This window comes from Sphingobacterium sp. MAE (assembly GCF_056711605.1).
The window spans coordinates 384,331-399,124 of sequence record NZ_CM160044.1 but is presented as its reverse complement, the minus strand read 5'-3'; the positions used below and the strand labels follow the sequence as shown (position 1 = coordinate 399,124).

The window sequence follows — 14,794 nt, the reverse complement described above, 5'->3', positions numbered from 1 at the left end:
GGGGCAAAATTACTTATTTTTTTGATATTACCAAGAAGCTTTTTTAACCCCCGGGATTTTACCGTCTAATGCCATCTCTCGGAATGTTACACGAGAGATACCAAATTGACGCATATATCCTTTAGGACGTCCTGTTAATTTACAACGGTTGTGTAAACGAACTGGAGAAGCATTCTTAGGCAATTTATCTAATGCAGCATAATCACCAGCAGCTTTTAACGCAGCACGTTTGTCAGCAAATTTAGCTACTAATTTAGCGCGTTTTACTTCGCGAGCTTTTAATCCTTCCTTAGCCATTGTTATTAGTGTTTTGATTTTTAAATGGTAAACCGAATTGTTTCAACAATTCTAAAGCCTCAACATCATTTCCTGCACTAGTCACGAAAGTAATGTCCATACCTTGAATTTTGTTGATTTTATCAATGTTGATCTCAGGGAAAATGATTTGCTCAGTAATTCCTAAGTTGTAGTTACCTCTACCGTCGAAACCTTTATCGTTGATACCACGGAAGTCACGAATACGTGGAAGTGATACAGCGATTAAACGATCTAAGAACTCATACATGTTGTTATCACGCAAAGTAACACGCGCACCAACAGGCATACCTTTACGTAATTTGAAGTTTGAGATATCTTTTTTCGATTTAGTTGCAACAGCTTGTTGACCAGTAATTAATGTTAACTCTGCAATAGCGTTATCAATTAATTTTTTATCTGAAGTGGCAGCACCTACACCTTGTGAAACAACGATTTTCTCAAGTTTAGGAACCTGCATAACACTTTTATACTGGAATTTTTCTTTAAGTGCAGTACGGATTTCCTCCGCATATTTCACTTTTAATCTTGGTACGTAAGTCATTATTTAATTTCCTCCCCTGATTTTTTTGCTACACGAACAATTTTACCATCTTCGTTAACTTTACGACCTACGCGAGTAGGAGCTCCTGTTTTAGGATCGATTAAAGCTAAGTTAGAAATATGGATAGCTGCTTCTTTTTCAATAATACCACCATTAGGATTAGCCGCACTTGGTTTAGTGTGTTTTTTGATGATATTAGCGCCTTCTACAACAGCTCTATTAGCATCCACTAAAACTTGCAATACTTTTCCTTGAACACCTTTAGAGTTACCAGCGATAACTTTCACTAAATCACCTTTTTTGATTTTGATTTTGTGTGTAGTTGTTGTTGTTTTTTTGTATGCCATAATTATAAAACCTCCGGTGCTAGTGATACAATTTTCATGAACTGTTTCTCACGTAACTCTCTAGCAACTGGGCCAAAGATACGTGTACCACGTGGTTCATCATTATTATTTAATAATACTGCAGCGTTGTCATCAAAACGAATATAAGAACCATCTTTACGACGAATTTCTTTCTTAGTTCTAACAACTACAGCTTTAGAAACAGTACCTTTTTTTACGTTTCCTGAAGGTAAAGCGCTTTTGATGGTAACAACAATTTTATCACCTATCGAAGCATAACGCTTACCTGTGCCACCTAACACACGGATTACTAAAACTTCTTTAGCTCCGCTGTTATCAGCAACATTTAGTCTTGATTCCTGTTGTACCATGTTATTTAGCTCTTTCTAATATTTCTACTAATCTCCAATTCTTAGTCTTACTCAGCGGACGAGTTTCCATAATTAATACCGTATCGCCGATACCACAGGTATTAGTTTCGTCATGAGCTGTAAATTTAGTAGTTTTTTTAACGAATTTACCGTAGATAGGGTGTTTCACTTTACGCTCAACCTTTACTACGATAGATTTCTCCATCTTATTGCTAACTACTAAGCCGATTCTTGTTTTTCTTAATTGTCTTTCCATTTCGACTTCAATTTATGCCTCAGAGGCTGTTTCTTTCTTAGCTGCAGCTTTACGAGCACTCAATTCAGTACTTAAACGAGCGATATCTCTACGAGCTGTTTTGATTACATTAGGGTTCTCAATTGCAGAAACAGCATGTGCAAATTTCAATTTGCTAAGGGCAGCTTTCTCTTCTACTAAACGAGCAGCTAGATCCTCTGTTGATAATTCTAAAATTTCTGAATTTTTCATTTTATTTCAGTTGTTATATTGGGTTATCATTAGTTTATATATAGCCTTAGGAGTAACGGTCCTAAGGCTTAAATAATGACATTACCAACGATTTATGCTTCTACGTAATCTCTACGTATAACAAACTTAGTTTGAACCGGAAGCTTTTGAGCTGCAAGACGTAATGCTTCTTTAGCAATTTCTAAAGATACACCTTCTGCTTCAAATAACATACGGCCTGGGCGTACTACGGCAACCCAGTATTCTGGAGCTCCCTTACCTTTACCCATACGAACCTCTGCAGGTTTTTTAGTAACGGGTTTATCAGGGAAAATACGGATCCAAACTTGACCTTCACGTTTCATGTAACGTGTCACTGCAATACGAGCTGCCTCGATTTGACGGCTTGTGATCCATGCTTCCTCCATTGACTTGATACCGAAAGAACCAAAAGCTAACTCTGCTCCACGAGAAGCGTTACCTTTCATACGTCCTTTCTGCATCTTTCTGAACTTTGTTCTTTTTGGCTGTAACATGTTCGTTATTTATTTTAATCCCGTCAGCGACGGGATATTTTTAAATCTTATTATTAATTAATCTCTTTTTGCACCACGGTTGTTGCCACCACGATTGTTGTTTCCACCACGACGGTCACCACCACGACCACCTTTACGGTTGTCACGACGATCAGCACCGCCTTCGTTTCCACCACGTGTTTTCACACCAGAAGCTTGACCAATGTTTGGAGATAAGTCACGTTTACCGTAAACCTCACCTTTACAGATCCAAACTTTGATACCGATTTTACCGTAAGTAGTAAGTGCCTCAGCTAATGCATAGTCGATATCAGCACGCAATGTATGTAAAGGAGTTCTTCCTTCTTTGTACTGCTCAGAGCGTGCCATTTCAGCACCACCCAAACGACCAGAACACATAATTTTGATACCTTCAGCACCCATACGCATTGTCGATGCAATAGAAGTTTTCATTGCACGACGGAATGAAATACGCGCCTCTAATTGTTTAGCGACACCCTCAGCTACTAATTTAGCATCTAACTCAGGACGTTTAATCTCAAAAATGTTAATTTGAACATCTTTTTTAGTGATTTTCTTTAACTCTTCTTTGATCTTATCAACTTCCTGACCACCTTTACCGATAACGATACCAGGTCTTGCTGTATGGATAGTAACTGTGATACGTTTTAAAGTTCTTTCAATAACAACTTTTGCTACACCACCTTTTGCTATACGAACAGAAAGATATTTTCTAATCTTCTCGTCTTCTACTAATTTATCGGCATAGTTTTTTCCTCCGAACCAATTAGAATCCCAACCTCTGATGATTCCTAATCTGCTACCTATTGGATTTGCTTTTTGTCCCATTTCTCAATAAATTAGTTTTGTTCAACGTTAGATTTACTGTCAACGATCAAAGTAACATGGTTTGAACGCTTACGAATTCTATAACCGCGACCTTGTGGAGCTGGACGTAATCTTTTCAATTGACGACCACCTGCTACTTCGACTTCTTTAACGTATAATTGACTATCTTCAACTGATTTACCTTCGTTTTTAGCTTCCCAGTTTTTAATTGCAGATAATAATAATTTTTCTACACGGATTGCTGCTTCTTTGCTTGTATGCTTTAAAATATATAAAGCATTCTCTACTTTCTCGCCACGAATTAAGTCCACTACTAAACGCATCTTACGAGGTGAAGTAGGGCAATTTAATAATTTGGCAGTAGAAGCTCCTCCTATTTGAGCTTTCTCTTGCTCTTTGCGCTGTTTTATTAAAACAGACTTTTTAAGTTTTTTTGTTGCTTCCATTACCTATTATTTTTTCTTTTCTGCGTGGCCTCTGAATGTACGCGTAGGAGCGAATTCGCCTAATTTGTGACCTACCATGTTTTCCGTTACATAAACAGGGATAAATTTATTCCCGTTGTGCACTGCAAAGGTATGACCAACAAAATCAGGTGAAATCATTGATCTGCGAGACCATGTTTTGATAACTGACTTCTTGTTAGTTTCATTCATAGAAAGAACTTTTCCTTCTAAGTTGTGATCGATATAAGGACCTTTTTTAATTGAACGAGCCATTATTTTTTCCTTCTCTCAATGATGTAACGATTCGATGTTTTCTTCTTGTCGCGTGTTTTGAAGCCTTTAGCTAAAACACCTGTGCGTGAACGAGGCTGACCTCCTGAGGTACGACCCTCACCACCACCCATAGGGTGATCGACAGGGTTCATAGCTACACCACGAACTCTTGGACGACGTCCTAACCAACGGTTACGACCAGCCTTACCTAACACTTCGATTCTTCTATCATGGTTAGATACTGAACCAATTGTAGCTACGCAAGTCAATAAGATCATACGTGTCTCACTTGAAGGTAATTTGATAATAGCATATTTACCATCACGAGCAGACAATTGAGCATATGTACCAGCCGAACGAGCGATTGAACCACCTTGACCAGGATTCAATTCAATGTTATGGATGATAGAACCCAATGGAATGTTTGCTAATGGGATTGTATTACCTACTTCTGGGGCAACTTTTTCTCCTGCTACTACAGTCATTCCAACTTTTAAACCAGCTGGAGCGATGATATAACGTTTCTCACCATCAGCATAATGCAATAATGCAATACGTGCTGTACGGTTTGGATCGTATTCAATTGTAGCTACTGTTGCAGGGATATCTTTTTTATCGCGTTTGAAATCTATTAATCGGTATACTTTCTTGTGTCCCCCACCGATATAACGCATAGTCATTTTACCGGATTTATTACGACCGCCCGATCTTTTGTTGCTTCCAACTACTAATGATTTTTCAGGAACATTAGTTGTTACGTCAGAATAGTCAGCGCCTACTCTGAAACGAGTACCAGGGGTTACCGGTTTGAATCTTTTAACTGCCATCTCTAATTATATAGTACTGTAAAAGTCAATAGTTTCGCCATCTTTAATTGTAATGACAGCTTTTTTATACTTAGGAGCTCTACCAGAAACAAAACCTGCTTTTGTGTAACGGCTTTTTGCTTTACCTGCTACTACTGCAGTATTAACCGCAAGAACAGTAACACCAAACATAGCTTCAACTGCTGTTTTGATCTGAATTTTGTTAGCTCTGTGATCTACTTTGAAAGCATAACGGTTTAATTTTTCCGTTAAAAATGAAGCTTTCTCAGTTAAGATAGGTTTTTTAATAATGTCCATATTACTTAGCTAATGCCTCCTCCAAAGTTTTAAGAGAACCTGTAGTGAACAATAATTTAGTAGCATTCAATACATCATATGTATTCAATTGATCTACCGTAATTACTTTTGCTTTCTTCAAGTTTCTGCTTGATAAATAAACGTTGTTATCTTGCGCTTGTAAAACCAATAAAGTTTTCTCATTCGCTACATTTAAAGCATTTACTAAAGCAACATAATTTTTAGTTCCGATTGAGTCAAATTTAACTTCATCTAATACTAAAACATTGTTGTCAACAGCTTTGTAGCTTAACGCTGATTTACGTGCCAATTGTTTCAATTTTTTATTCAATTTGAAAGAATAGTCACGAGGTTGAGGACCGAATACACGACCACCACCATTAAACAATGGAGATTTGATAGAACCCGCACGAGCACCACCTGTACCTTTTTGTTTGTGTAATTTACGAGTTGATCCCGCGATTTCATTACGTTGTTTAGATTTGTGAGTTCCTTGGCGTTGATTCGCTAAGTATTGCTTCACGTCCAAATAGATCGCATGATCGTTAGGCTCTAACCCAAATACCGACTCAGGAAGTTGCACCTTGGCACCTGTTTCTTTACCTGATAAATTTAAAACTTTAACTTCCATTTCCTATTTGTCTACAACTACATAAGAACCTTTAGCTCCTGGGATGGAACCACTAACAACGATTAGGTTTTGATCAGCATAAACTTTCAAAACTTGTAAGTTCTGAACTTTAATTCTGTCACCACCCATACGACCCGCCATACGCATACCTTTAAATACACGTGAAGGCCAAGAAGCCGCACCAATTGAACCTGGAGCACGTAGTCTGTTGTGCTGACCGTGAGTCGCACCACCTACACCACCAAATCCATGACGTTTCATTACACCTTGAAAACCTTTACCTTTAGAAGTACCGACTACGTCAACATACTCCCCCTCTTCAAAAAGTGTAACGTCAACTACGTCACCAAGTTGTTTTGCATCTGGAAAAGTTTTAAACTCTACCAGCTTACGCTTAGGCGTTGTATTTGCTTTTGCAAAGTGCCCTTTTAAAGAATTCGTTGTGTTCTTTTCTCTTGCTTCATCGAAGCCAAGTTGAACAGCAGCGTAGCCATCTTTCTCTTCCGTACGTATCTGCGTAACCACGCACGGACCAGCTTGAATAACAGTACAAGGAATGTTTTTTCCCTCTGCATCAAACAGGCTTGTCATTCCTACTTTTTTTCCAATAATACCTGACATGTTGTAAATTAATTAATTAAAAGTCCATCGAAGCAGTAGGGCTTCGCTCAAGACGTATTTCTCCCAATAAGGGACTGCAAAAGTAAGAAGAATTTTCTAAGTATCAAATTATTAGCGCATTATTTTTTTATTTTTTTATCCCGATCAAGAAAATAAAAAAATAACCGATTGAATTATTAAAAATTAATCGAATAGCAGACAACTCACGGATACGATAAACATTTAACTTAATTCACCTTTTCTATCCTTAAAAAATCAAACGATGAAATATAAACCAAACGTAATACCGGCTTACTCAGTAAATAATAAATACCAATTTACAACAACCTAATAACAAAAACACCTATACCTAGTTGATAAAGCTAGGTATAGGTCGTTTAATCAGAATATACAGTCAATTTAAATTTTTATGATAGGCTCCCCATCCAATAATCGTTTATATCGAACTAAAGCTTCTACATAATAGTAGTCCGCATACGTCAAAGGAACATCAACCTCCGTCTCATGTGGAATGGACCCTACACTATGTTTTAAGATATACCCTCCCGATTCCTTATAGTCTGCTTTATAAGGTTTAGAAGACAATGATCGCAACATCTGCTCCGCTTTGACGATATATAATTGACTCTCCCCTCCATCGGTATATTGCGCAAGTTCCAACAATGCAGAAGCCATGACTGCGGCAGTTGACACATCACGCAAATCTTTCTGATTGTAATATTTACTAGAAGTCGTTAATTTATTTTGATCCATATCCCAATAAGGAATCAGATCTTGAGGTAAATTGGGATGATTCAAATAAAACTTTGCAATATTTCTTGCCTGCTGTAAATATTTTTGATCATTCGTTTCCCTAAACATCATAGTATAACCATACAAGCCCCAAGCCTGACCTCTGGACCAAGTTGATTCATCAAAAGCACCTTGTGCAGTCTTCCTAGATATAATACTTCCGTCCATACTATTATAATCAACCACATGATATGAACTATAATCTTTTCTGTAATGATTGACCATGGTTGCATCAGCATGTTTAATTGCGATGTCAGCATAACTGGAATTTCCTGTCATCTTAGATACTTCCATTAAAAACTCCAAATTCATCATATTATCTATAATAACGGGATATGTCCAAGATTGCCCATCCCAGTTTTTACCCCCATCCCATGAACGAATAGTCTTTGTAGCATCCTTATAACGTGTCGCCAATGAGGCAGCACCTGTACTCAGTACATATTTATAGGAAGTAGAATCATTTGTCAACCTTAGTGCATTTCCAAAGCTGCAGTAAAGCATAAAACCCAGATCATGCGTACCTTTATTATTCTTTTCTTTCTCCAAATATTTCAATTTTCTTTTGGCCTCATCTAATAATTTCGGATCCTTTGAATACTCATAAAGGTACAATACAGTACCTGGATAAAAACCAGAACACCACCAGCTAGATCCCCAATTCACATATTTACCATTTTGGAAAGTCGTAGGAATATCAGCTTCTTTTACAGAAGAAGCGAGATAACTAATCTGTTTCTTTGCATCTTCCAGGTTTTGATTCACAAAAGCTTGATCAAGGGTTAGCCTATCCTTCACCAACTTTCTTTTACCTTGGCACGAAGCTCCCTGAAGAGCAAATCCTATTATTCCAAACAGGATTAAATAATTTCTCAAGTTCATTTAAAAAGTAATTTTTGTGGTTTTTAATAATTTACATAATAATCTTTTGGAAACTGTTCGGCATCCCAGCATTTTTGCGAAGTCCATTTTTCAGGATTACAAGTCCAAAATTCATCATTAGCCGGTAGCCCAAGAGGAAGAAAAGACAAAGAGGCTACATACATAGAACCAGCATTCGTATAGTAATCTGCCAGATTCTGTTGCAAATCGCCTACCACCCCCATACGAAGCCATCCTGAAGGTGAAAAAGTCTTATCAATATAAATATTTCTCAATACTGCTGTTAAAGCTGCACGTACTTGTCCCTTAGAAATATCCTCCGGCAATTTATTTTCAAGAGCCACCGCAGCCAAAGGCTGAAACGCTGCATTCTTATAAGTTGAAGATCGACCAACCACCATATAATAACCTTCTGGAGAAATCATACGTTCCAGATGATGTGCATAACGTTGCATTCTTTTATAAGCGCGATCAAACATTTCTTTATATCTCTTATCTACGCTTATATTATGACGCAAGGCTTCCACCAGCATATTATGGATCACATAACCATTATAATGATCAAAACTAAAGTGAGCGCCATCGCTGTACCAACCATCACCCACATACCATTCTGTATCAAATTTGTTTACAGCATAATCTATTTTCTCTCTTGCGCACTCCTCCCCGATGTCATATAAAAACGTTTCCGTCATTGCCGCAAATAAAAGCCAATTACTTTCATTTGGTTTAATTTTACGCAAAAGTTTAAATTCTTCTACAACTCGACTTTTAGTAAGGGGATCTAAAGGTGCCCACAGTGCAACAGGAGCACGCAGAAAAGCTAGAGCTAAATGAGCTGCATCAACCAAAGTTTGCGAAGAGGGACCACGCCAGGTAAAATAATCTGGAGATCTAGGATCTACTCCATGTTTTATTCCCAATAAAGCCTGCTCTCTGAATTTTTTACGCACCCTCCCCTCATCCGTTCCATCATCAGGTAAAGCCAACCAAGGGGCCATACCTGCTAATAATCGACCAAAAGCCTCTAGATAACCCACACCAGGATCACGCTTATCAAAAGTCGGACTGACCTCCATCGGCATATTTCTTCGCCATTGCTCCTTACTGATATTGGTTAATATCGGTGATGCCATCTTACTTAATATGGCTACCCAATAAGCACGGTCATTTTCCTTTCCAAAACAATGCAGTGCCTTTTGATGACCAGCCTCTACTTGCATGGGTACAGAAGTCGACAAGGTCCCTAATCCAATTCCACCTAAAAGCTTCAATAACAACCTTCTTTTCATTTTTTTTATATCTATCTATGTGCACTAGATGTTCTTATTTAATAACCTAAAAGTCTAAAAATCAAATTTTTGCATTAAAAAAGCAATCTTAAAAATATCAACCGACTTGTCAAACGATTGCACAGACGGTTGATATCAAAATCTTTACAGAATGATCAAAATTTAACTTAATTATCCCAACCAGGATTTTGAGTAAGATTTGTATTTCTCTCCCTTTCTAACTGTGGTACAGGCCAAGTAAATAAATGGTCTCCCCCCCAAGTATATGGTGAATTCACTCTACCCCAAACTTCTTTAATACCATTTCCCGCATAAAAAGACGTCGCTTTAAGAGTTTTCCAACGCAGTTCATCAAAATAGATAACACCCTCACACATTAATTCACGACGTCGCTCATCACGAATTTCCTTACGCAAATCATCTTCACCGATACCTAAACGAATAGGCTGCACACTCGCACGAGTACGCACCTCATTGGCTTTTATAACGGCCTCTCCAGGCTTATGCAATTCATTCAGAGCCTCTGCCCATAACAATAATATATCGGCATAACGAATCACGATATAATCATAAGCTCCCGCCTCTCTGTTAGGAATACCAGGATTTGCACCCGTATAGACAAATTTTCGAGGATAGTAATAAAAATTTGGAACAATGTCCGTACGCAAATCAAATACACCTCCAAACTCCTGACGATATGGCCATCTCGAAGTAAACACCTGATCAGTTGCACCATTAGCCCCCACAAAAGTCGAATACGGCAAAATAACATTACTTGACAGCCTAGGATCTCGATCAACATAAGCAGCCATAACACGTTGCTCATTGCTCGTAGGAAGATACAAAGACATATCTAAACCCTTTTTCGTCATATTAGCTATTTCCGTAGCTGTTAAGTTATTTCTTAAGAAAAATACCTCACGTTTTATGGGATCCATAGCATTATAACCCGGAATATAATCGTTCCAATTAAATGGTGAACCGTCCTTCTTTTGATAACGGTCCACCGCATCAGGGTGCACCAAGAACGTATTCCAATTAGAACCAAATGCAGATCTAGACCCAAATCTAAATTGATAATTTGACCCATAACCTGGTAAAGCAATATTCTGAATACTGAATATAATTTCAGGACTTTTCTCATTTTCACCTTTAAACAAATTCTCATAATTTCCGAAAAGAGTATGTCCAAGATCCTTCACTTTTTGAAAATCATCTATAGCTTTTTGCCATTCTTTTCTGTACATATACACTTTTCCTCGGAGAGCATAAGCAGCAGATTTTGAAATTCTTCCAAAATTCGAATTTGTAGCTTCATATCGATTTGGAAGATTAGTTTCGTTAATACAATCAGTCAAATCCTGTACAATCAAATTCCACACCTCATCTTCTGTATTTCTAGGCTTATCTACCTTATTCCATTCAATCGGTTCCGTATATATTGGAACACCTTGGTATAGTTGATTTAAACGATAGTAATAAAAAGCACGCAAAAATTTCACTTCCGCAAGCAACCGTGATTTTTTAACCTCCTCAGTTGGAGAAATATTGGTCAATCCATAGACTGCATCATTAGCTCGATGAATCCCCTCATAAAGATTCTGCCATTCGGAAGAAAATATTCCAGAGGACGCTGTTGCAGTACCATTCATTAAAACCGAATTATCTCTTCCCTGCAACGTAACATAAGTATCATATTCATACAGCATCTGTCCATTACGCAAGTTTTGATATACACCCGTTACACCTTGATCAGTTAGGTTGTCCGTTAACCACATATTATTGGTTAATACCTGTGTTTTTGGTACCGTGTCCAAGAGATCATTATCGCAAGAAGATACCGATATTGCTGTCGCCAAGCTAGCAACAAGCATTAATTTTTTACTCCAAAATGTATATTTTATATTTTTATTTTTCATGATCAGTCTATTTTTAGAATCCAAAATTTAAACCCAATGCATACTGCTTCATTGTTGGGTATTCAGCACCTGCTCCCACTTCAGGATCTAACCCAGGGAAATTGGTAAACATCAACAAATTCTCTCCAGAAAAGAATATTCTTAAATTTCTAACCTTAAATTTCTCCGTGAGCTTCTTATCAAACGTATACCCGATTTGCAGATTTCTCAACTTAAAGAAATTTGATTCGTACAACCAATAATCACTAGACTGATTATTAATATTTTCTGCAGAGGTACCATATTTCAACCTTGGAAAATATCCATTTTGATTTGTACGCGGATCATCAGGATTATTTGGATTATAGAAGTAGTGATCGTCAGCAATTCGTGTCGTCACCTGATTTCCAGAAATCAAGACATTGTTATTATACCCATGATCATTCCAGTAATACTGCGCACCAGACTCTCCTGCCCAAATCATAGACATATCCAATCCCTTATACGAAAATCCAAGACTAATACCGTATATATATTTTGGATTGACAGAAGTACCGGTAAAATATTGATCCGCAGTATTTCCATATACACCATCTTGATTAAGATCCGAATAAATTAGATCTCCATAATATAAAGCAGTACTACCGTACACATCACTGATTTTCTGACTCGAGTTTAAGAAGGAATAACCAGTAGCCTTCATCGCTTTTGCCCATTCATAGTCTCCCTCAGTACGAATCATTCCAGTAGTTGGACCTCCATGAATATTAACAGAACCATCCGCATTAAAATAAGAGCCATCCCCTTTATAGACTTTACGCAAATAAAATTCATTTAATTGACTTCCTTCAAGAATACGGTTGAGCCCCCCGCTAGAAACATCTCCTAAGTTTGTTTGCCAAGTCATTTTTCCTGTACCATCATCAACAAATCCTTCTTTCAACTGACCTTCAAATTTGATTACCCTATTCTTATTATAAGAAAAATTACCCCCTATATTATATCTGAAATCTCCAATCTGATCACGCCAATTTAAATTAAACTCAACACCTGTATTACGCATTGCAGCTTGATTAAAAAAAGGAGGAGTCGTCGTACCCGCAGTAATTGGAACCTCTGCAGCACGAATAATATTAGACGTCTTACGGTCATACACATTCAATTCTACAGATGCACGGCGTTTTAAGGTCGCAAATTCTAATCCGATCTCTTTGTTTTCAGCTTCCTCCCACTGCAATAAATCATTGCCAAAACGAGACAACTGTAAACCATTCATTTGTGTACCATTGAAAGAGTAACCAACCAATCCGTAGACACCGTGCCAACCGTATACATTAAGACCATCTCCCCCATCATTCCCCAATTTACCCCATGATCCACGAATTTTCACATCCTGTATGTAAGGATTCACAGCAGCCATAAAAGATTCTTTTGACAGCATATAACCCAAAGAAAAAGAAGGAAAAGTTCCATATTTTCGATTACGGCCAAACTTCGAAGCACCGTCTCTACGAAGACTAAACTCAGCCAAATATTTAGAGTCATAATCATAGTTCACACGACCAAAGAAGGAACGCATCGAATTATCTGATTCATCTCCTCCGATAGATGACATTTCAGTTCCTGTACCAATATTAGTAATGGTTTCATCAATCAAACCTTTCTTAGAAGCACTGAATCCCGAATCATTATAATAAAATTCGTTATGTCCAATTAACGCACCGATTGTATGCTTGCCTATTTCCGTATTATAGCGCAAAACATTATCAAAAGATTTTCTATAAATTTTCCCATAGGATTGACTTGTTGTCAGCTGTGAAGGCACAGTTGGAGTAACCACCATATTCAGGGTAGAGAAATCATATCGAGCTGAAGGATTTTGATATCCGGTAATCTCATCAAAACGCGACTGATAATTAAATTTGGTTTCAAATGTTAAACCTTTCCAAAGTTTAAGATTAGCGAAAAATGTAGAATTCAATCGAGTTCGCTCATTACTCCCTTTATAATCATACAGATACAATAAAACATTATTTAATTGTGAAGACTCCCCTGAATTTAAAACGGCTCCCCCAAACTTGTCTTCATACTTGGGGTAGATACCCGGAGTTGTTTGATGCAAAAAATTGTAAAGATTAGCATCAGAAGCCAATGAACGATGTTCATTAACAACGAACGTTTGTGTTCCTACAGTCAAGAAATCGGTTACATCAGTTTCCAAGTTAACACGTCCTTCGTAACGCTTCATTCCTGTATTGTACATGATACCGGGATTATCTTGAATTCTTCCAGATAAATTAAAACGAATTTTCTCACTTCCTCCCAATACACTCACATTATGATTCTTCAACCAGCCATCTTCATAGATCCAGTCCCCCCAATTGGTATTAGGATAAGCAACATAATTAGGTAAACCAGAAGGAGCTAAACCATTTGGGTCCGCATTGGCTGCAGTCCATGCATCAATTGCAGACTGTGTATACTGTCCAGTAGTACCAATATTTGCAGCTGCTTCATTAAATAAATTCATGTGGCGCACATAATCATTAACAAATACAGGTTTAGCACTGGGTGAGGTCCTTGAAAATAATCCCGAATAATTGATCTGCGGACCTTGTCCAGCTTTACCTTTTTTAGTTGTTATCAAGATAACCCCATTTGCAGCACGTGCACCATATATTGCTGCAGATGATGCATCCTTCAAAACAGAAATACGTTCAATATCTTCGGGATTTACCGCATCCATTACACCTTGTATCCCATCAATGATAACTAGTGCATCATTATTATTCATAGTTCCTACCCCGCGTACTCGAATAGTAGCACCATCACTCCCCGGTTTGCCATTTCCTACTTTTACCTGAACTCCTGCTGCTAAACCCGAGAGTGCAGAGGAAACATTAGTAACTGCACGATTTTCCAGCTGTTTAGCATCAATAGTTGATATGGACCCCAGTAATTTAGCCTTTTTCTGCGTTCCATAACCCACAACGACAACTTCATCAATAGCAGCATTTCCGTCCGCTAAAGTGATTGTAATAGCGGTTTTTCCATCGACAGAAACTTCTTGATTTTGGTAGCCTACATTAGAAATGATCAACGTTGCCTTACTCGGGACAGAAATCGAAAAATTTCCAGATTTGTTAGTCGAAGTCGCTACTGTTCCTCCTTTTTCTTTGATCGTTACGCCAGATAATGCCCCACCTTGACTATCCGTTATTCGTCCAGACACAGAAATCTTTTGCTGAGCCATAGTCGTGCCTACCGTAAATAGCATCATAGCCGATACCCCGACTGTGTAAAACTTTGCCATACTTTTGGATTTAGTTTATATATTAATTAATTGGTTTATGCCTCAAATTTGAAGCATAATCACAATAATAGAGGGTGATTATTATAAATTTTTA

Annotated in this window: 18 protein-coding genes; all 18 read right to left on the bottom strand. The window is 37.7% G+C overall.

What is annotated here, in order from left to right; genetic code table 11:
- Window positions 1–27: 27 nt before the first annotated feature.
- Window positions 28–297 (bottom strand): 30S ribosomal protein S14, encoded by a 270-nt coding sequence (rpsN, locus tag AC06G9_RS01690; protein WP_021190937.1) that lies wholly within the window; start codon window positions 295–297, stop codon window positions 28–30.
- A complete protein-coding gene (gene rplE / locus AC06G9_RS01685) occupies window positions 290–859 on the bottom strand; it encodes a 50S ribosomal protein L5 (protein ID WP_045753981.1) in 570 nt (189 codons plus the stop codon). The genes rpsN and rplE overlap by 8 nt, the downstream gene beginning before the upstream one ends.
- On the bottom strand, window positions 859–1,206 hold the full coding sequence (rplX, locus tag AC06G9_RS01680; protein ID WP_045753980.1) for a 50S ribosomal protein L24: 348 nt from the start codon (window positions 1,204–1,206) through the stop codon (window positions 859–861). The genes rplE and rplX overlap by 1 nt, the downstream gene beginning before the upstream one ends.
- A 2-nt stretch (window positions 1,207–1,208) precedes the next feature.
- On the bottom strand, window positions 1,209–1,577 hold the full coding sequence (rplN, locus tag AC06G9_RS01675) for a 50S ribosomal protein L14 (protein ID WP_021189647.1): 369 nt from the start codon (window positions 1,575–1,577) through the stop codon (window positions 1,209–1,211).
- 1 nt (window position 1,578) lies between these two features.
- Window positions 1,579–1,833, bottom strand: coding sequence for a 30S ribosomal protein S17 (gene rpsQ, locus AC06G9_RS01670; RefSeq protein WP_021189648.1), 255 nt, complete (start codon window positions 1,831–1,833; stop codon window positions 1,579–1,581).
- A gap of 12 nt (window positions 1,834–1,845) precedes the next feature.
- Window positions 1,846–2,064 carry a 50S ribosomal protein L29 gene (gene rpmC, locus AC06G9_RS01665; RefSeq protein ID WP_045753979.1) on the bottom strand — a complete coding sequence of 73 codons (219 nt, stop codon included), beginning with the start codon at window positions 2,062–2,064 and terminating at the stop codon, window positions 1,846–1,848.
- A gap of 92 nt (window positions 2,065–2,156) precedes the next feature.
- A complete protein-coding gene (rplP, locus tag AC06G9_RS01660) occupies window positions 2,157–2,579 on the bottom strand; it encodes a 50S ribosomal protein L16 (protein ID WP_045753978.1) in 423 nt (140 codons plus the stop codon).
- Window positions 2,580–2,636: 57 nt separating this feature from the next.
- A complete protein-coding gene (gene rpsC, locus AC06G9_RS01655) occupies window positions 2,637–3,428 on the bottom strand; it encodes a 30S ribosomal protein S3 (protein WP_045753977.1) in 792 nt (263 codons plus the stop codon).
- Between the two features lie 11 nt (window positions 3,429–3,439).
- The gene (gene rplV, locus AC06G9_RS01650; RefSeq protein ID WP_045753976.1) at window positions 3,440–3,874 is read right to left on the bottom strand and encodes a 50S ribosomal protein L22; all 435 of its coding nucleotides are present in this window, start codon (window positions 3,872–3,874) and stop codon (window positions 3,440–3,442) included.
- Window positions 3,875–3,880: 6 nt separating this feature from the next.
- A complete protein-coding gene (gene rpsS, locus AC06G9_RS01645) occupies window positions 3,881–4,147 on the bottom strand; it encodes a 30S ribosomal protein S19 (protein ID WP_021189653.1) in 267 nt (88 codons plus the stop codon).
- Window positions 4,147–4,974 carry a 50S ribosomal protein L2 gene (gene rplB, locus AC06G9_RS01640; protein ID WP_021189654.1) on the bottom strand — a complete coding sequence of 276 codons (828 nt, stop codon included), beginning with the start codon at window positions 4,972–4,974 and terminating at the stop codon, window positions 4,147–4,149. The genes rpsS and rplB overlap by 1 nt, the downstream gene beginning before the upstream one ends.
- A 6-nt stretch (window positions 4,975–4,980) precedes the next feature.
- Window positions 4,981–5,271: a 50S ribosomal protein L23 gene (rplW, locus tag AC06G9_RS01635; protein WP_045753975.1), complete on the bottom strand. Its 291-nt coding sequence runs from the start codon at window positions 5,269–5,271 to the stop codon at window positions 4,981–4,983.
- Between the two features lies 1 nt (window position 5,272).
- On the bottom strand, window positions 5,273–5,902 hold the full coding sequence (rplD, locus tag AC06G9_RS01630; RefSeq protein ID WP_045753974.1) for a 50S ribosomal protein L4: 630 nt from the start codon (window positions 5,900–5,902) through the stop codon (window positions 5,273–5,275).
- A 3-nt stretch (window positions 5,903–5,905) separates the two neighbouring features.
- The gene (rplC, locus tag AC06G9_RS01625) at window positions 5,906–6,523 is read right to left on the bottom strand and encodes a 50S ribosomal protein L3 (protein ID WP_045753973.1); all 618 of its coding nucleotides are present in this window, start codon (window positions 6,521–6,523) and stop codon (window positions 5,906–5,908) included.
- A gap of 399 nt (window positions 6,524–6,922) precedes the next feature.
- Complete coding sequence (locus tag AC06G9_RS01620) at window positions 6,923–8,197, bottom strand: glycoside hydrolase family 88 protein (RefSeq protein WP_045753972.1); 1,275 nt, start codon at window positions 8,195–8,197, stop codon at window positions 6,923–6,925.
- 23 nt (window positions 8,198–8,220) lie between these two features.
- Window positions 8,221–9,489, bottom strand: coding sequence for a DUF2264 domain-containing protein (locus AC06G9_RS01615; protein ID WP_480957434.1), 1,269 nt, complete (start codon window positions 9,487–9,489; stop codon window positions 8,221–8,223).
- A 167-nt stretch (window positions 9,490–9,656) separates the two neighbouring features.
- Window positions 9,657–11,408, bottom strand: coding sequence for a RagB/SusD family nutrient uptake outer membrane protein (locus AC06G9_RS01610; protein ID WP_480957433.1), 1,752 nt, complete (start codon window positions 11,406–11,408; stop codon window positions 9,657–9,659).
- 13 nt (window positions 11,409–11,421) lie between these two features.
- The gene (locus AC06G9_RS01605; protein ID WP_480957432.1) at window positions 11,422–14,700 is read right to left on the bottom strand and encodes a SusC/RagA family TonB-linked outer membrane protein; all 3,279 of its coding nucleotides are present in this window, start codon (window positions 14,698–14,700) and stop codon (window positions 11,422–11,424) included.
- Between the last annotated feature and the right edge of the window lie 94 nt (window positions 14,701–14,794).

Coding starts and splice junctions, on each gene's coding strand:
- rplD (WP_045753974.1), bottom strand. CDS start 5,902: ATGGAAGTTAAAGTTTTAAATTTATCAGGTAAAGAAACAGGTGCCAAG.
- rplV (WP_045753976.1), bottom strand. CDS start 3,874: ATGGAAGCAACAAAAAAACTTAAAAAGTCTGTTTTAATAAAACAGCGC.
- AC06G9_RS01615 (WP_480957434.1), bottom strand. CDS start 9,489: ATGAAAAGAAGGTTGTTATTGAAGCTTTTAGGTGGAATTGGATTAGGG.
- rplN (WP_021189647.1), bottom strand. CDS start 1,577: ATGGTACAACAGGAATCAAGACTAAATGTTGCTGATAACAGCGGAGCT.
- rpsQ (WP_021189648.1), bottom strand. CDS start 1,833: ATGGAAAGACAATTAAGAAAAACAAGAATCGGCTTAGTAGTTAGCAAT.
- rpsN (WP_021190937.1), bottom strand. CDS start 297: ATGGCTAAGGAAGGATTAAAAGCTCGCGAAGTAAAACGCGCTAAATTA.
- AC06G9_RS01610 (WP_480957433.1), bottom strand. CDS start 11,408: ATGAAAAATAAAAATATAAAATATACATTTTGGAGTAAAAAATTAATG.
- rplX (WP_045753980.1), bottom strand. CDS start 1,206: ATGGCATACAAAAAAACAACAACAACTACACACAAAATCAAAATCAAA.
- rplB (WP_021189654.1), bottom strand. CDS start 4,974: ATGGCAGTTAAAAGATTCAAACCGGTAACCCCTGGTACTCGTTTCAGA.
- rplP (WP_045753978.1), bottom strand. CDS start 2,579: ATGTTACAGCCAAAAAGAACAAAGTTCAGAAAGATGCAGAAAGGACGT.
- rplE (WP_045753981.1), bottom strand. CDS start 859: ATGACTTACGTACCAAGATTAAAAGTGAAATATGCGGAGGAAATCCGT.
- rpmC (WP_045753979.1), bottom strand. CDS start 2,064: ATGAAAAATTCAGAAATTTTAGAATTATCAACAGAGGATCTAGCTGCT.
- AC06G9_RS01620 (WP_045753972.1), bottom strand. CDS start 8,197: ATGAACTTGAGAAATTATTTAATCCTGTTTGGAATAATAGGATTTGCT.
- rplW (WP_045753975.1), bottom strand. CDS start 5,271: ATGGACATTATTAAAAAACCTATCTTAACTGAGAAAGCTTCATTTTTA.
- rpsC (WP_045753977.1), bottom strand. CDS start 3,428: ATGGGACAAAAAGCAAATCCAATAGGTAGCAGATTAGGAATCATCAGA.
- rplC (WP_045753973.1), bottom strand. CDS start 6,523: ATGTCAGGTATTATTGGAAAAAAAGTAGGAATGACAAGCCTGTTTGAT.
- AC06G9_RS01605 (WP_480957432.1), bottom strand. CDS start 14,700: ATGGCAAAGTTTTACACAGTCGGGGTATCGGCTATGATGCTATTTACG.
- rpsS (WP_021189653.1), bottom strand. CDS start 4,147: ATGGCTCGTTCAATTAAAAAAGGTCCTTATATCGATCACAACTTAGAA.